The sequence below is a fragment of the Blastocatellia bacterium genome, assembly GCA_025055075.1.
GTDB lineage: Bacteria > Acidobacteriota > Blastocatellia > HR10 > HR10 > HR10.
This window is the reverse complement of sequence record JANWYV010000020.1, coordinates 85,880-98,640: the sequence shown is the minus strand read 5'-3', so window position 1 is coordinate 98,640 and position 12,761 is coordinate 85,880. Positions and strand designations below refer to the sequence as shown.

10 protein-coding genes and 1 tRNA gene are annotated in these 12,761 nt (G+C 59.6%); 2 read left to right on the top strand and 9 right to left on the bottom strand.

The features are described from left to right. Window positions 1–63: 63 nt before the first annotated feature. A complete protein-coding gene (locus NZ746_05475) occupies window positions 64–1,155 on the top strand; it encodes a radical SAM protein (GenBank protein MCS6816812.1) in 1,092 nt (363 codons plus the stop codon). 96 nt (window positions 1,156–1,251) lie between these two features. On the opposite strand, the gene nadA is transcribed toward NZ746_05475, so the two are convergent. The 4 genes from nadA to NZ746_05455 all read right to left on the bottom strand — a co-directional run bounded on the left by nadA (window position 1,252) and on the right by NZ746_05455 (window position 7,970). Continuing rightward, a complete protein-coding gene (nadA, locus tag NZ746_05470; GenBank protein MCS6816811.1) occupies window positions 1,252–2,292 on the bottom strand; it encodes a quinolinate synthase NadA in 1,041 nt (346 codons plus the stop codon). Between the two features lie 196 nt (window positions 2,293–2,488). Then, window positions 2,489–4,609, bottom strand: a complete 2,121-nt coding sequence (locus NZ746_05465; protein MCS6816810.1) for a prolyl oligopeptidase family serine peptidase — start codon at window positions 4,607–4,609, stop codon at window positions 2,489–2,491. Between the two features lie 103 nt (window positions 4,610–4,712). Continuing rightward, window positions 4,713–6,797 carry a S9 family peptidase gene (locus NZ746_05460; GenBank protein ID MCS6816809.1) on the bottom strand — a complete coding sequence of 695 codons (2,085 nt, stop codon included), beginning with the start codon at window positions 6,795–6,797 and terminating at the stop codon, window positions 4,713–4,715. 78 nt (window positions 6,798–6,875) lie between these two features. Then, on the bottom strand, window positions 6,876–7,970 hold the full coding sequence (locus tag NZ746_05455; GenBank protein MCS6816808.1) for an alanine racemase: 1,095 nt from the start codon (window positions 7,968–7,970) through the stop codon (window positions 6,876–6,878). A gap of 176 nt (window positions 7,971–8,146) precedes the next feature. On the opposite strand from NZ746_05455, the gene NZ746_05450 reads away from it, so the two are divergent. Then, on the top strand, window positions 8,147–8,881 hold the full coding sequence (locus NZ746_05450; GenBank protein ID MCS6816807.1) for an MBL fold metallo-hydrolase: 735 nt from the start codon (window positions 8,147–8,149) through the stop codon (window positions 8,879–8,881). Between the two features lie 355 nt (window positions 8,882–9,236). Here NZ746_05450 and NZ746_05445 read toward each other — a convergent pair. The 5 genes from NZ746_05445 to NZ746_05425 all read right to left on the bottom strand — a co-directional run bounded on the left by NZ746_05445 (window position 9,237) and on the right by NZ746_05425 (window position 12,742). Continuing rightward, window positions 9,237–9,314, bottom strand: a tRNA-His gene (locus NZ746_05445). Between the two features lie 31 nt (window positions 9,315–9,345). After that, window positions 9,346–9,528 (bottom strand): hypothetical protein, encoded by a 183-nt coding sequence (locus tag NZ746_05440; protein MCS6816806.1) that lies wholly within the window; start codon window positions 9,526–9,528, stop codon window positions 9,346–9,348. 59 nt (window positions 9,529–9,587) lie between these two features. Further along, window positions 9,588–9,884, bottom strand: a complete 297-nt coding sequence (locus tag NZ746_05435) for a hypothetical protein (protein MCS6816805.1) — start codon at window positions 9,882–9,884, stop codon at window positions 9,588–9,590. Between the two features lie 87 nt (window positions 9,885–9,971). Further along, window positions 9,972–11,564, bottom strand: a complete 1,593-nt coding sequence (gene purH, locus NZ746_05430; protein MCS6816804.1) for a bifunctional phosphoribosylaminoimidazolecarboxamide formyltransferase/IMP cyclohydrolase — start codon at window positions 11,562–11,564, stop codon at window positions 9,972–9,974. A gap of 221 nt (window positions 11,565–11,785) precedes the next feature. After that, window positions 11,786–12,742: a VWA domain-containing protein gene (locus NZ746_05425; GenBank protein ID MCS6816803.1), complete on the bottom strand. Its 957-nt coding sequence runs from the start codon at window positions 12,740–12,742 to the stop codon at window positions 11,786–11,788. Window positions 12,743–12,761 lie beyond the last annotated feature (19 nt).

The following is a 12,761-nucleotide window of genomic DNA, read 5'->3' as shown; positions in this document are numbered from 1 at the left end:
TGCTGAGGGCGGGGAGGGCATTCGCTCTCATGTCCGTCGCATGGCAGGGTATAATTCGTCGAGATGGGACGATGTGAGAACTGCGGCATTCGCTCTCGTTTAGTGGCCGAGCACCTCGGAGTATGCGGGACGTGCCTTCGACGCGGGAGTGTCGAAGCGCTAGAGCGAACGACGCGCATTCATAGCCTTACGCGGCGCGCGTTCGGACTTCCAGAATCGCCGCCTCGGGATCCACGCGGACGGCTTTGTTCGATCTGCGTGAATGAATGTCGGTTGGTCGACGATCGTCTCGGGTATTGTGGGCTTCCCTTCGCCGGGCGCAAGATGGCTGTCGTTCGATGGTATTATGATCCGCTTCCCACCAATTGCGTGGCCGATTGGGTGTGCGCTGGAGGGACGGGGGCCGGATACCCTCGATTTGCCTATCGCAACGGCCCCGAGCTGGGATACAAGAACTTGGCCGTCTTTTACGGAGCGTGCACGTTCGACTGTCTGTTTTGTCAAAACTGGCATTATCGCTGGGATCGCATGCGGGGGATGAAGTCGAGCGCGAGCGACTTAGCTCAAGCCGTCGATGCCCGGACGTCATGTATCTGCTTTTTTGGAGGCGATCCGACTCCTCAATTGCCTCACGCATTGGAAGTCGCGCGCGAAGCCATGGAACGAGCGCAAAGAGCAGGGCGAATTTTGCGCATTTGCTTTGAGACGAACGGGACGATGCATCCGCGGCTCGCCGCACGGATGATGGATCTCTCGTTGACCTCCGGAGGATGCGTGAAGTTCGACTTGAAGGCGTGGAACGAATCTATCCACATCGCGCTGACGGGCGTGACGAACGCACGCACATTGGAGAACTTCGCCCAGTTGGCGCGGCGCATCTCGGAGCGTCCTGATCCTCCGCCCCTTGTCGCGAGCACACTGCTCGTGCCCGGATACGTGGACGAGGAAGAGGTTCGCGCTCTCGCTCGATTCATCGCCGCATTGGACCGCACGATCCCCTATCGGCTTTTGGCCTTCCACCCCACCTTTTATCTCGCCGATCTTCCTCATACCTCGCGGGAACATGCCGCGCGTTGCTATCGAGCAGCCCGCGAGGCGGGTTTGGAGCGCGTCAGTGTTGGGAATCTTCATCTCTTGCGGGAAGACACGTATTAATCGAGGTTGCCGAAGTGGCGCAACGATTCGTCGATGGCTCGCCGTGGGAGAAGTCCGTAAGGATCAAGGCGATCCTGAGTGGGAGCGCGTCGAGCGTCACGTGATAGCGAGCATGCGCGCGATAGCGCCTCGGGCGCGCGCGGCGATCTCCTCCGGGACGCGGATCGGGTGAATCAACTCTTTGAGCGAGCGCAAGACCTTCGGCAGCGTGATACATTTCATGTACTCGCAGAGCGCATCATGCGAGACGGGATAGAATGTGCGGTCGGGATAGAGCACGCGCAGGCGATAGACCATCCCTTTCTCGGTCGCAACAAGGAAGGTCTTCGCGTTGGAAGTCTCGATGTGGCGCACCATGCCTTCGGTCGAGAGGAAATAGGCATTGCGCGGGAGCTGTCCGGAGACAGCTCGAGCCAGGCACGTCGTCGCGCATCCGCATTCGGGGTGGATGAGGATCTCCGCTTCCGGATGCTCCTCCAAAGCGCGCTCGATCGCCGTCTCAGCGATCTTCGCGTGGACGTGGCACTGGCCAGGCCAAAGCGTGAGCGGGCGTCGAGTGAGTCCGCTGATGACCGCCCCCAGGTATTGGTCTGGAAGGAAGAGGATCTCTCGATCGTCGGGAATCGCCTCGATGACTTTCTGCGCGTTGCGCGACGTGCAGCAGTAGTCCGAGAGGGCTTTGACGTCGGCCGTCGAGTTCACATACGTGACCACGACCGCATTGGGGTTTCGCTCGCGCCACGCGGCCAATTGCGGGGCTGTCACGCATGCTGCCAGGGAGCACCCCGCTTCTAGATCGGGCAAGAGCACAAGCTTATCGGGACAAAGGATCGCGGCCGTCTCGGCCATGAAGTGAACGCCGCAGAAGACGATCACCTGAGCCGAGGTCTGAGCAGCCTGCTGACTGAGCCCCAGAGAGTCGCCAATGAAGTCAGCGATCTCTTGGACCTCGGGGAACTGGTAATTGTGAGCAAGAAGCACGGCGTTGCGCTTCTCTTTCCACTCCAGGATCTCATTCGCCAATTCCGCCAGTTCTTCGCAAAAACTCAAGCTCTCATATCGCCCGGGGTACAGATCTGCCGCATAGCGGGTGAACCGTTCGTGAAACGTGCGGCCGTCGAAACGTTTCGGTCTCATCTCGCCCACTCCTTCGGAAGGAGAAAATTGTATCAGACGAGGCGATCATCTGCGAGCCGTGAGAGAGCCATGAGGCGAGCGGTCAGCTCCCCGAAAGCCAAGCTTCGAAAAGAGCGACGGCGCGCGACCGTTTTTTCATCCCCGGCGGGCGCGCCGTCGCTGGACGAGATGCTCCCTCCGCCAGTGATAGCGCGGATCAGTTCTCCGACATTGGAACGCCGAGCTGCCAGAAGAGGAAGCTCAACTCATCCGTCAAATCTTCGATCTGCTTGCTGAGTGGCAAGCCTCCCGAATGCCCGGCTTTCGTATCGTAGCGGAGGAGGATCGGCCGATCTGAAGCGGTCGCCGCTTGAAGTCGTGCCGTCATCTTCCGCGCGTGAAGCGGATCTACTCGCGTATCAGCATCCCCAGTGATGAAGAGTACGGCCGGGTACCGGGTACCGGGTTTGACCTGATGATACGGCGAATACGCGAGCAGGTATTTGAACTGCTCCGGATCGTCCGACGATCCATACTCCGGGATCCAGAAGCGAGCGACCAGAAACCGATGGTATCGGATCATATCGAGCAACGGGTAGGAGCAAACGACGGCAGCGAACAGCTCCGGACGCTGCGTGAGGGCTGCTCCGACAAGGAGTCCTCCGTTGCTTCCACCGGAGATGGCCAGACGCGAGGGATTGGTGTAGCCGTTTCTGATGAGCCATTCGGCGGCCGCTAGGAAATCGTCGAAGACGTTTTGCTTCTTCTCCAACATCCCCGCGCGGTGCCATTCTTCGCCGAACTCTCCACCACCTCGGAGATTCGGCAACGCGTAGACGCCGCCCATCTCCATCCACAGGACGGCGCGCGCGGAGAAGCCTGGCAGCAAACTGACGTTGAATCCGCCGTAGCCGGTGAGCAATGTCGGACGCGCGCCATCGAGTCTCAGATGACGGGCATGAGCGATGAACATTGGGACGCGCGTCCCATCGCGCGATTCATACCAGATCTGTTTGACTTCGAACTGTTCGCTGCGGATCGGCACCTTCAACGCCGCCCACACTTCTGATGTCCCCGTGTTCATGTCGTAGCGATAGATCGTCGTCGGGATGTGGAAGGAGGAGAAGGCGTAGAAGACCTCGGGGTTCGTCCAACGGCCCCTCACGCTACTGACGGAGCCGATCGTCGGCAGGGGGATTTCGGCGAGGAATCTTCCATTGGGATCAAACATCCGCACGCGCGCTTGCACGTTCTCCAGGTAGTTCACTACGAGTCGCCCTCCGACCAAGGCGAAGCCGTTGATCACCGCGGGCGATTGAGGGATGACCTCGCGCCATCGCTCGCGCGCTGCAGCCTCTCGCACGTCCACAGCCAAAAGACGGCCGCGCGGAGCATTCCAGTTCGTCAAGAGGTAGAGCGTGTCGCCGACGATCTCCCCACTGAATCGCGCCTGGAGATCATTGACGACTACGATGGCAGGACCGCCGCGCGCCACATCCTGGAGATAAAGCTCCGTTCGACGGGCCCCAGCACCATGCGAGACCGTAAAGAGCAAGTACCGACCATCTTCCGAGAGCTCGGCATTGATGATCTTATCTACACCGTAGCCGCGACCGAAGATCTCGCGATCGCGTGCCGGATCCTCGCCCAACCGGTGAAAGTAGACGCGTGGGCCTTCAGGGGTGTGACGCGTGTAGTAGAAACCGCTTTTGTCCGGCGTCAGTGAGAGGCCAAAATATCGGCCTTTGGGAAGGACATCGGGGAGATCGCGACGCGCTTCGACATCGAAGATCCGAATGGTGATCTCATCCTCACCCCCTTGACGCACGCCATAGGCGAGCAGGGTCCCATCGTCAGAGACATCCAGCAGCGTTACACTCGTCGTGTGATCGGGACTCCACGGATGCGGATCAATCAACACCTCATCCGGCCCCTGGCGTCCCTTCCGCATGTAGAGGACGAATTGCTCCTGATCGGCGCGTCGCTTGGAGAAGAAATATCGACCGCCGCGTTCGATGGGAAGTCCGATGGCTTCCACTCTCATCAGCTCGGTGAGGCGCCTTCGGATCCTCTCGCGCCCGGCGACCGTATCGAGCAACGCGCGGGTGTACGCGTTTTGTTCTTCGATCCAAGCCCGCGTCTTCGGACTCCATTGATCTTCGAGCCACCGATAGGGATCGACGATCTCAACGCCGTGCAGGACTTCTTTGACATTGTCCGCCGAAGTCGTCGGCGGCTTTCGAGGAAGTTGTGTCCTCGCTCCTCCCCATGTTGGGAGGAGAACAAAAAGAAGGAGGAAAAGCCCGAAAACCGAACATCGAACTCTCAATCCACTCATAATGACCCCTCCCCGGAGAAAATCTCGAAGAATCCCACGCGGTTCTCACACCGGCGCGTCGTCGACGTCCGAGGCGAGCCCGCGTGGGCCGATCGTTAACGATTCAGGGTTCCCGTCGTGCGCGCCCGCTCTGCGGTTCGGCGCTCTCAACAGGCTCCTCTTTATCCTTTCGCTTGTACTTCTCGAACCAGGCAAGCAGATAAAGTTGCTGAGCCAGTTGGTGAGACGGTCGGCGCCAACTGTGATACTCCTCGGGCATGCGGATGAGGAGCGTCTCCTTCTTGAGCATCTTCAGGGCGCGATAGAACTCCTCGCTTTGACCGATCGGCGTGCGAAGATCGGCTTCGCCCGTCATGATCATCGTCGGCGTCTTCACATTAGCGACGTAGTGCAACGGAGAGCGGAGCGCGTATTCCATCGGGTCTTCCCATGGGAATTTTCGGAACTGATAGTACCAACTGGGGCCGTCGGTCGTCCCCACGAACGAATGCCAGTTAGTGACCGGACGCATGGAGACGGCCGCGGCGAACCGATCCGTATGCCCGACGATCCACGCCGTGAGAACGCCTCCTCCACTGCCGCCACAGACGAAGAGGTTGCGTTCGTCAATCCAGCCCTTGGCGAGCGCGGCATCTACCCCCGCCATCAGGTCGTCGTAATCCTTGCCCGGATAGGCGTACTGAATGCCGTTGACGAACTCTTGCCCGTATCCCGTGCTCCCACGCGGGTTCGTGTAGAGGACGGCGTAACCGTTGGCCGCGAAATTCTGGAAGGCCCAGTTGAACGCCACGCTGTACATCGCCCAGGGACCGCCATGAATCCAGAGCACCATTGGATATTTCTTCGTCGGGTCGAACTCGGCGGGTTTGATCAACCAGCCTTGGATCTTCCATCCATCCGTCGAAGTGAACCACAGCTCTTCGACATCGCCAAGCTTCACGCCAGCGAGCACGTCCTCGTTGACGTCTACGAGTTTCTTCATCGTCGCCGGATCGCGCAGGTTGAAGGTGACGAGCACACCCGGTTCCTTGAACGTTGAGCGGACGGTGGCGACTTGCCCGTTCCTGGCGAGCGAGAAGCCGGAGAGAACGTGCGTTCCTTCCAGGACCTTTCGGATTTTGCCGTCAAGCGAGGCGAAGTAGATGCTCGTTGTCCCCTTTTCCCCAACGAGAAAGTATACGCCCGATCCATCGGGCGCCCACGTCACGGCCATCGGCGAGCTGGGCAGATTGTCGGCGAGGACGCGCTTATTCCCGCCATCCTTGTCCATGAGGTAGAGGTTGGAGATGTGGAACGTGTAGCCCTTCTCATCATAGCCCGTGTAGGCGATCCATCGGCCATCAGGAGAGACCGTCGGATTCGCGTCCGGGCCTCGGCGATCCGTGAGCGGTTTGATGTCGAGCGTCTGGAGGTCAACGGCGTAGATCTCCGTGTCGCCACGCAAGTACTCCCAATCGGGCTTGCGGATGGCCGAGACATAGATCGTCTTCCCATCGGCCGACCATTCGGGATCGGTGTGGTTGTACTTGCCGCTGGTGATCTGACGGGGCGTGCCCCCGAGCGTCGCATCAATCACGAACACGTGGGTGTAGCCGCGCGGCAGTAAGCCTTGGCCATCACGCGCCCACGTGAGCCGATCCACGACGATAGCCGGTCGCGCCCATTGTGCCCCGGCCGGTCGCTCGGGCATCTTGATCGGCAGGATAGGATCGTTATCCGGGACGAGCATCGTGAAGGCGAGATATTTCCCGTCGGGCGACCATCGGAGGTTGCTCGGCGCGCGCTCCAAATGCGTCAATTGGGCGACCTCGCGCGTGTCTACCCACATCACGTGAATCTGCGTCGTGCCATCGCGATTCGAGAGGAAGGCGATCCGCTTCCCGTCTGGAGACCAAACCGGTGAGCTGTCGCGCCAGTTCCCGGACGTCAACTCGCGCACGCGCGTGCCGGCAACGTCCACGATCCAGAGGTTGCTGTTATACTCGTCCCGCATCTTGTTCACCCAGGTTCGAGTGAAGATGATATGCTGGCCGTCGGGCGAGATGTTCGGGTTCCCGACGGATTCCATTTCCATGAAGGTCTCCTTGTCCAGGAGTTTAACCTTCTGTTGGCTGAAGACTGGGGCGATCGCACCGATGAGCCCCAGGGCGAGCGTGAGAGCAAGGATTCGTCGAACGACGTTGGTCATAGGCCCCTCCTTCAAAGTTGGGCTTGAAAGCACATGCGCATCGATGACTACGACGGAAGCGCTATTTTCGGTTTCGCGCTATCGCACGCGGCCTCGGGCGGCGACGCGCCACACGACCTCCACCCGATCGCCTCGAACACCGTAGACCTCATCATGCAGGTTCATGACGGTGCAGACGTGATTCGGGATGATCGTCAAACGCTCCCCCACGCGATAGCGACGAGAAGAGCGCGAGATGTCCAAATGCCCGTGTTCTTCAGAGAGCGCCTCCACCTCGGCTTCCGGATCCTCTCGCACGAGGCCAAAACCACGGCCATCGCCGGCGCGATACCGATCATTGGAGAAGGTCTTTGATCCCCCGTCCACGATGGCGCGTCCGGAGACAGACGTGCTGACAACAGTCACCAAAACCGAGAGAGCGCAATCCTCAAGACGAGCGACGCCTAGGCCGACCATCGTGCGGTCATTGAAGATGTACATCCCGGGGCGAATCTCTGTCACCCCGACGAACTCATGGGAGAGATAGGCGGTTGGGGTAGATCCTCCACTCACGATGGCAATCGGAAGGTCCACTCGATCGAAGGCTTCGTAAAAGCGGAGGAGACGGGCATTGACGTCTTCCAGGAGTCGTCGCCGTTCGGGTTCAGGGACCATAAAATGGCCTGGGTAGAACATCAAGCCACGAAATTCTACGTTCGGCAAATCCTGGATCACGCGAGCCAGAGCGATGGCGTCCTCCGGGCGCGAGACGCCGCATCGTCGGAAACCGACGTCCAGCTCGACGAGCAAACCGACGCGCACACCACGCTCCCGGGCGCTTGTGGAGATATCGCGAGCAGCTTCTTCGGAGTCGAGCGAGACCATGAGCGAGGTTCGCTCGGCCAACGCCGCCACGCGTGTCGCCTTCTCTCGCCCCACGATCGGATAGGCGATCAAGATGTCGGTGAGCCCTGCCTGGCTCATCACCTCCGCTTCCCCCACCTTGGCGACGGTGATACCTGAAGCGCCGCTTTCGATCTGCCGGTGGGCCAGCTCCGGGATTTTGTGCGTCTTCGTATGCGGGCGCAATGCGAGCCCGTGCCGTCGGCAGTATTCGGCCATGCGGGTGAGATTGCGTTCCATCACATCGAGATCAATGAGAACCGCTGGCGTCTCCAGATCCTGAATGCGCATCCCCCCTCCCCAGCCCGGCGATATCTTTCGGCGGAATTCTAGAGGGGGGACACGCACTTGTCAATCGCGGGGAACCCGCGCGCTCTGCTCGTCGGATGGATTCGGCTTGCCCGACGAAAGCGCTCCCCCTAGTATTGAGTCCGTGTGAGCCTTTGGAAAACGGAGGAAAGGGAGCTATGAAGAGCATGATCTCGATCCTCATGCTGGCGATCGCGTTAGGAGGAGTTGGGGTCGTCTGGCCTCAAGAAGAGAGCGTGGACGTCGTGCGCACCGATGAGGGGGAGCTACGGATCCGACCCATTATACATGGGAGCCTGATGCTCGAATTCCGGGGGAAGGTGATCCACGTGGACCCTTGGAGCCGAGGGAACTACGCGGGCTTGCCGAAAGCTGATCTCATCCTCATCACCGACGTTCATTCGGACCACATGGATCGGGCGATGGTAGATCAGCTGAAGAAAGAGACGACGGTGATTCTGGCACCGGTTGCTGTCGCCGAGACCATTCGCGAAGCGCAGGTCATCCGCAATGGCGAGCGGAGGACCGTGGATGGGATCGCTATCGAAGCAGTCCCAATGTATAATCTCGTCCGTGGTCCGGGTCCCGGACAGCTTTATCACACGAAGGGGCGTGGCAACGGGTACGTGCTCACGCTCGGCGGGAAGCGCGTCTATATCTCCGGCGACACCGAGTGCGTTCCAGAGATCAAGGCCTTGAAGGGGATAGACATCGCCTTCATTTGCATGAACTTGCCCTTCACGATGCCGCCGGAAGAGGCCGCTGAGTGCGTGAAGGCATTTCGGCCCAAGATCGTCTACCCCTATCACTACCGCAATTCCGATTTGAACGTCTTCTTGAACGCGCTCAAGGAGGAACCGGGAATCGAAGTCCGCCTGCGAAAGTGGTATTAGGACGCTGGTGCCCGGGGAAAAGGGCGGGGGAGGGAGAACGCCGAGCGAAATGACGTGTCGTCGCGTTGCCTTGAGGAGTTTCGCATCCCCGTAATACCGCGGAGCCCAGCTAGACAGCACGCTCTTCTTTGATAGCCGCCTCGCGTGATCGAGGACACGTCGGCTCCGAGAGCCACCGGCCTCTGAAGCGCGCTCGAGGCCACGTGGTCCTAGCCCCTCGTTTGGGCCGACGTAATTCCTCCTCGTTTTGTACCACCGGAGCGCCATCAGAAGTCGTTCAGACGTTTTGGAGAATAAAAAGCCGTTTCCCCAGCGCGGAGGAGAACTCAGGGGAAAAGAGTTTGGCAGTCTTCAGTGGGGCGAGCAGCGGGATTTGAACCCGCAACCCCTTGATCCACAGTCAAGTGCTCTGACCAGGTTGAGCTATGCTCGCCACCGCTTGCGATAGGAAATTTTACAAAACTTCAGATCGTTTGACCAGTCCCCGAATGGGGCCGCAATTGCGGCACCCAATCCCGCTGTCCAGGAAACGTCATCGTGGTATCTCTCGGTCGTCCTTCCGGGACGAGATCATCCCCACTGGGGATCACCGAATTTTCGGCTTTTTTCGGCCCTTCTTCGCCGATTCGGAAAAAGGCGCCTCTCACCAGTAACTCCCATTCTGATGAGAGGCGAAAGTACATCAGCGATGTCCGCGCGCAAGAGCTTACTTCTTCTTCTTCGCGCTCGCCTTCTTCGTCCCTTTGGCAGTCTTCTTCGCGGCCGCTTTCTTCGCCGCCGGCTTCTTGGCCGCGGCCTTCTTTGCTGGTTTCTTCGCCGCCGGCTTCTTAGCCGCGGCCTTCTTCGCCGCCGGTTTCTTCGCGGCCGGCTTCTTGGCCGCCGCCTTCTTTGCCGCTGCTTTCTTGGCGGGCTTGGTCACAGGCGGCGCTGCTGGAGCAGGTCCTGTTTCAGATGGCATTTCGGGCGAAGGTGTCGTGGTCAAGGCCTCGGGTTCTAGTTGCATAGGCTCTTCTCCTCCTCAACGGGATTTTCGCTTGTCGAATCGTCGTCGGGAGCGCACCCCCGATCGTCCGATGACAACAAGCGGACATCAGTGCTTAAAATGCCTGATCCCAGTGAACACCATGGCCAGGCCATGCTCATCCGCAGCTCTGATCACTTCCGAGTCGCGAATTGAGCCACCTGGCTGGATGATCGCACGCACGCCATGTCGAGCAGCCTCGTCTATCCCATCCCGGAAAGGGAAGAAGGCGTCCGAAGCGAGGACCGATCCTTCCGTAGGAAGGATGGCTTTCATCGCGGCGAGCTTGACAGAGTCCACGCGGCTCATCTGTCCAGCTCCGACGCCAATGAGCTGATCCGGGCGGGCGAGGACAATCGCGTTCGACTTCACGTGCTTACACACGATCCAGGCGAAGCGCAGGGCTTCCATTTCCTCAGTCGTCGGCTCCCGTCGGGTGACGACCCGGAGCGTCGAGGGATCCCAGGAGAGCCGATCGCGCGTCTGCAGGAGAAGTCCTCCGCTGATTCGCTTCAGGTCATAGGGGCTCCATCTCCGCTCAGGCGAGGCGCCATGGAGAGGCAGTTCCATGAGCATCACTCGCAAGTTCTTCTTTTGAGCGAGAATCGCCAGGGCTTCTGGTTCATACCCGGGAGCGATGACTGCTTCCAAGAACAGCTCCACGAGAGCTTGGGCAGCCTCGACCGTGACCGGACGGTTAAAGCCAACGATCCCGCCAAATGCCGAGACCGGATCCGTCGCCAGAGCTTTTCTATAGGCGGCGGCTGGAGTCTCACCCGTTGCGACCCCACATGGGTTCGTGTGCTTGATGATCGCGCACGCGGGTTCTGAGAACTCCGTCACGAGCGCCCATGCGGCGTCTAGATCCAGATAGTTGTTGAATGACAGGTCCTTTCCTTGTAGCTGTCGAGCCGTGGCCACTCCCGGCTCATCCTCAGGCAAGCGATAGAGCGCGGCCTTCTGGTGAGGATTCTCCCCATACCGTAGCCCCTGCTGCCGATATAGGGTGACAGCCAATCGAAGAGGAGTTTCCGTCTCTGGCTCAATGCGCACACCATCCTCTCCAGCAGAGAGCCGGTTGGCGAAGAAATCAGCGATCGCGGCATCGTATTCGGCGACATGAGCGAAAGCTTTTTGAGCTAAACGCAGCCGCGTGGCTAAACTCACGCTTCCCTGGGCGTGCAACTCTTCAAGAAAGGGGGCGTAGTCCGCCGGATCCACCAGGACAGCGACATCATGGAAGTTCTTCGCGGCAGCACGGATCAGTGTGGGACCACCGATGTCAATCTCCTCAAGCGCCTCGGTCAATGTCACTTCATTCCGGGCTACCGTTTGAGCAAAGGGGTATAGGTTCACGACGACCAAATCAATCAGTGGAAGACCATAGGTCTCGACTTGGCGTTGATGGTCCGGATCCTGGCGCACAGCGAGCAGACCTCCATGGATCATCGGATGAAGGGTCTTGACTCTTCCACCCAGGATCTCCGGGAATCCGGTCACTGTAGAGACATCCCGAACCGGGAGACCGGCGGCGCGCAAAAGGGCAGCCGTCCCTCCTGTGGAGATCAACTCAACTCCTTGAGCATGAAGGCCTTGGGCGAGTTCGAGGAGCCCACTCTTGTCCGAGACGCTCAGCAATGCGCGTTTGATCGTCAACGTCATTCGCGACCCTTGCCTCGTGATCCCCCGCGATCACGCATCCCGATCTTCTGTTCCCCCCTCCTTCATCTGCTCGCACAGTGCGACACAATTATAGTGCGATTCATGCGATTTGGGAATCCCCCCTCAGCTTCAAAAATGCAAAATTGCGCACCCAGAAAGCTCGAGAAGGAGATTTCAGGATCCGAAGGCGCGTTCACGATACGTGAAATAGTCGGTGAGACTCATTCTCTGGAGATGTAGGTTTGACGAGCCACCTCGACCCGTAGCCCTCGTCGTCTCACCCGCACCTGGATGCGGTGGCGCGTGCCGCCGGGGGACGTTGGGGCGTAATACCCGATGTAGTACTGGTTCCACAACTCCTCCACAATATCTTGGAGGACAGGGGTGAGGTCGAGGGTCGCTCGAGGATCAAGGATTTGACGGACATCACCAGCGAAGATGAGCCGTCCTCCGGTCCGACGGGCGATCTCGGCCAGGCCAGGAGCGATCGGGCGAGGGCGAAGTCGTCCTTCGACGGGAACATAGATGGGGATGATGATGACATAGAGGGTGATGCCGGTAGCCTCTGCTACCCGCAGGCATTGGTCGGGGCTCACCGTGCTCGCCGTGTCCAGGCCGTCTGTGATCAGTAGGGCGACCTTTCGGACGTGGCCTTCAGGAACCATGGCCAGTTGCTGAAAGGCGAAAAAAAGCGCGTCGAAGATAGCCGTCTGGCGCCACACGGGATGATGGCGTTCCAGAACGCGTTCAAGGAGGGCCTTGTCCGTTGTGAACCCCTCTGTGAGAGACTCAGGGCGTTCGTGGAAGCGGAGGAGGTGTGCCCGAATCTCAGGTCCAAGCCAGCGAAGGAGACTTCGAAGGGCCGATGCTTGGGCGTGCCAGGTCGCAGCGGCGCTTCCACTCGCGTCTAGCAAAACGCTCATCACCAATGGGCGAGAGAGCATGCCCGATGCGGGTTCCCTGGAGAAGAACGCGATGGGCTGCTTGCGACCGTTGTCGAAGACTTCGAAATCCTCCTGCGTGAGATCACGGACGAGGCGGCCTTGTCGATCTCTCACGGTCACCGGCACGAGGACTAGGTCCGAACGTAAGGTGATTTGCGCCGAGCCTTCGAGGACCAGCAGAAGGCTCAATCCATATGCTTCCAAGGAGTGGAGGTTTTGGAGGAAGCGTCGCATCGTCTGAAACTCATCAGGG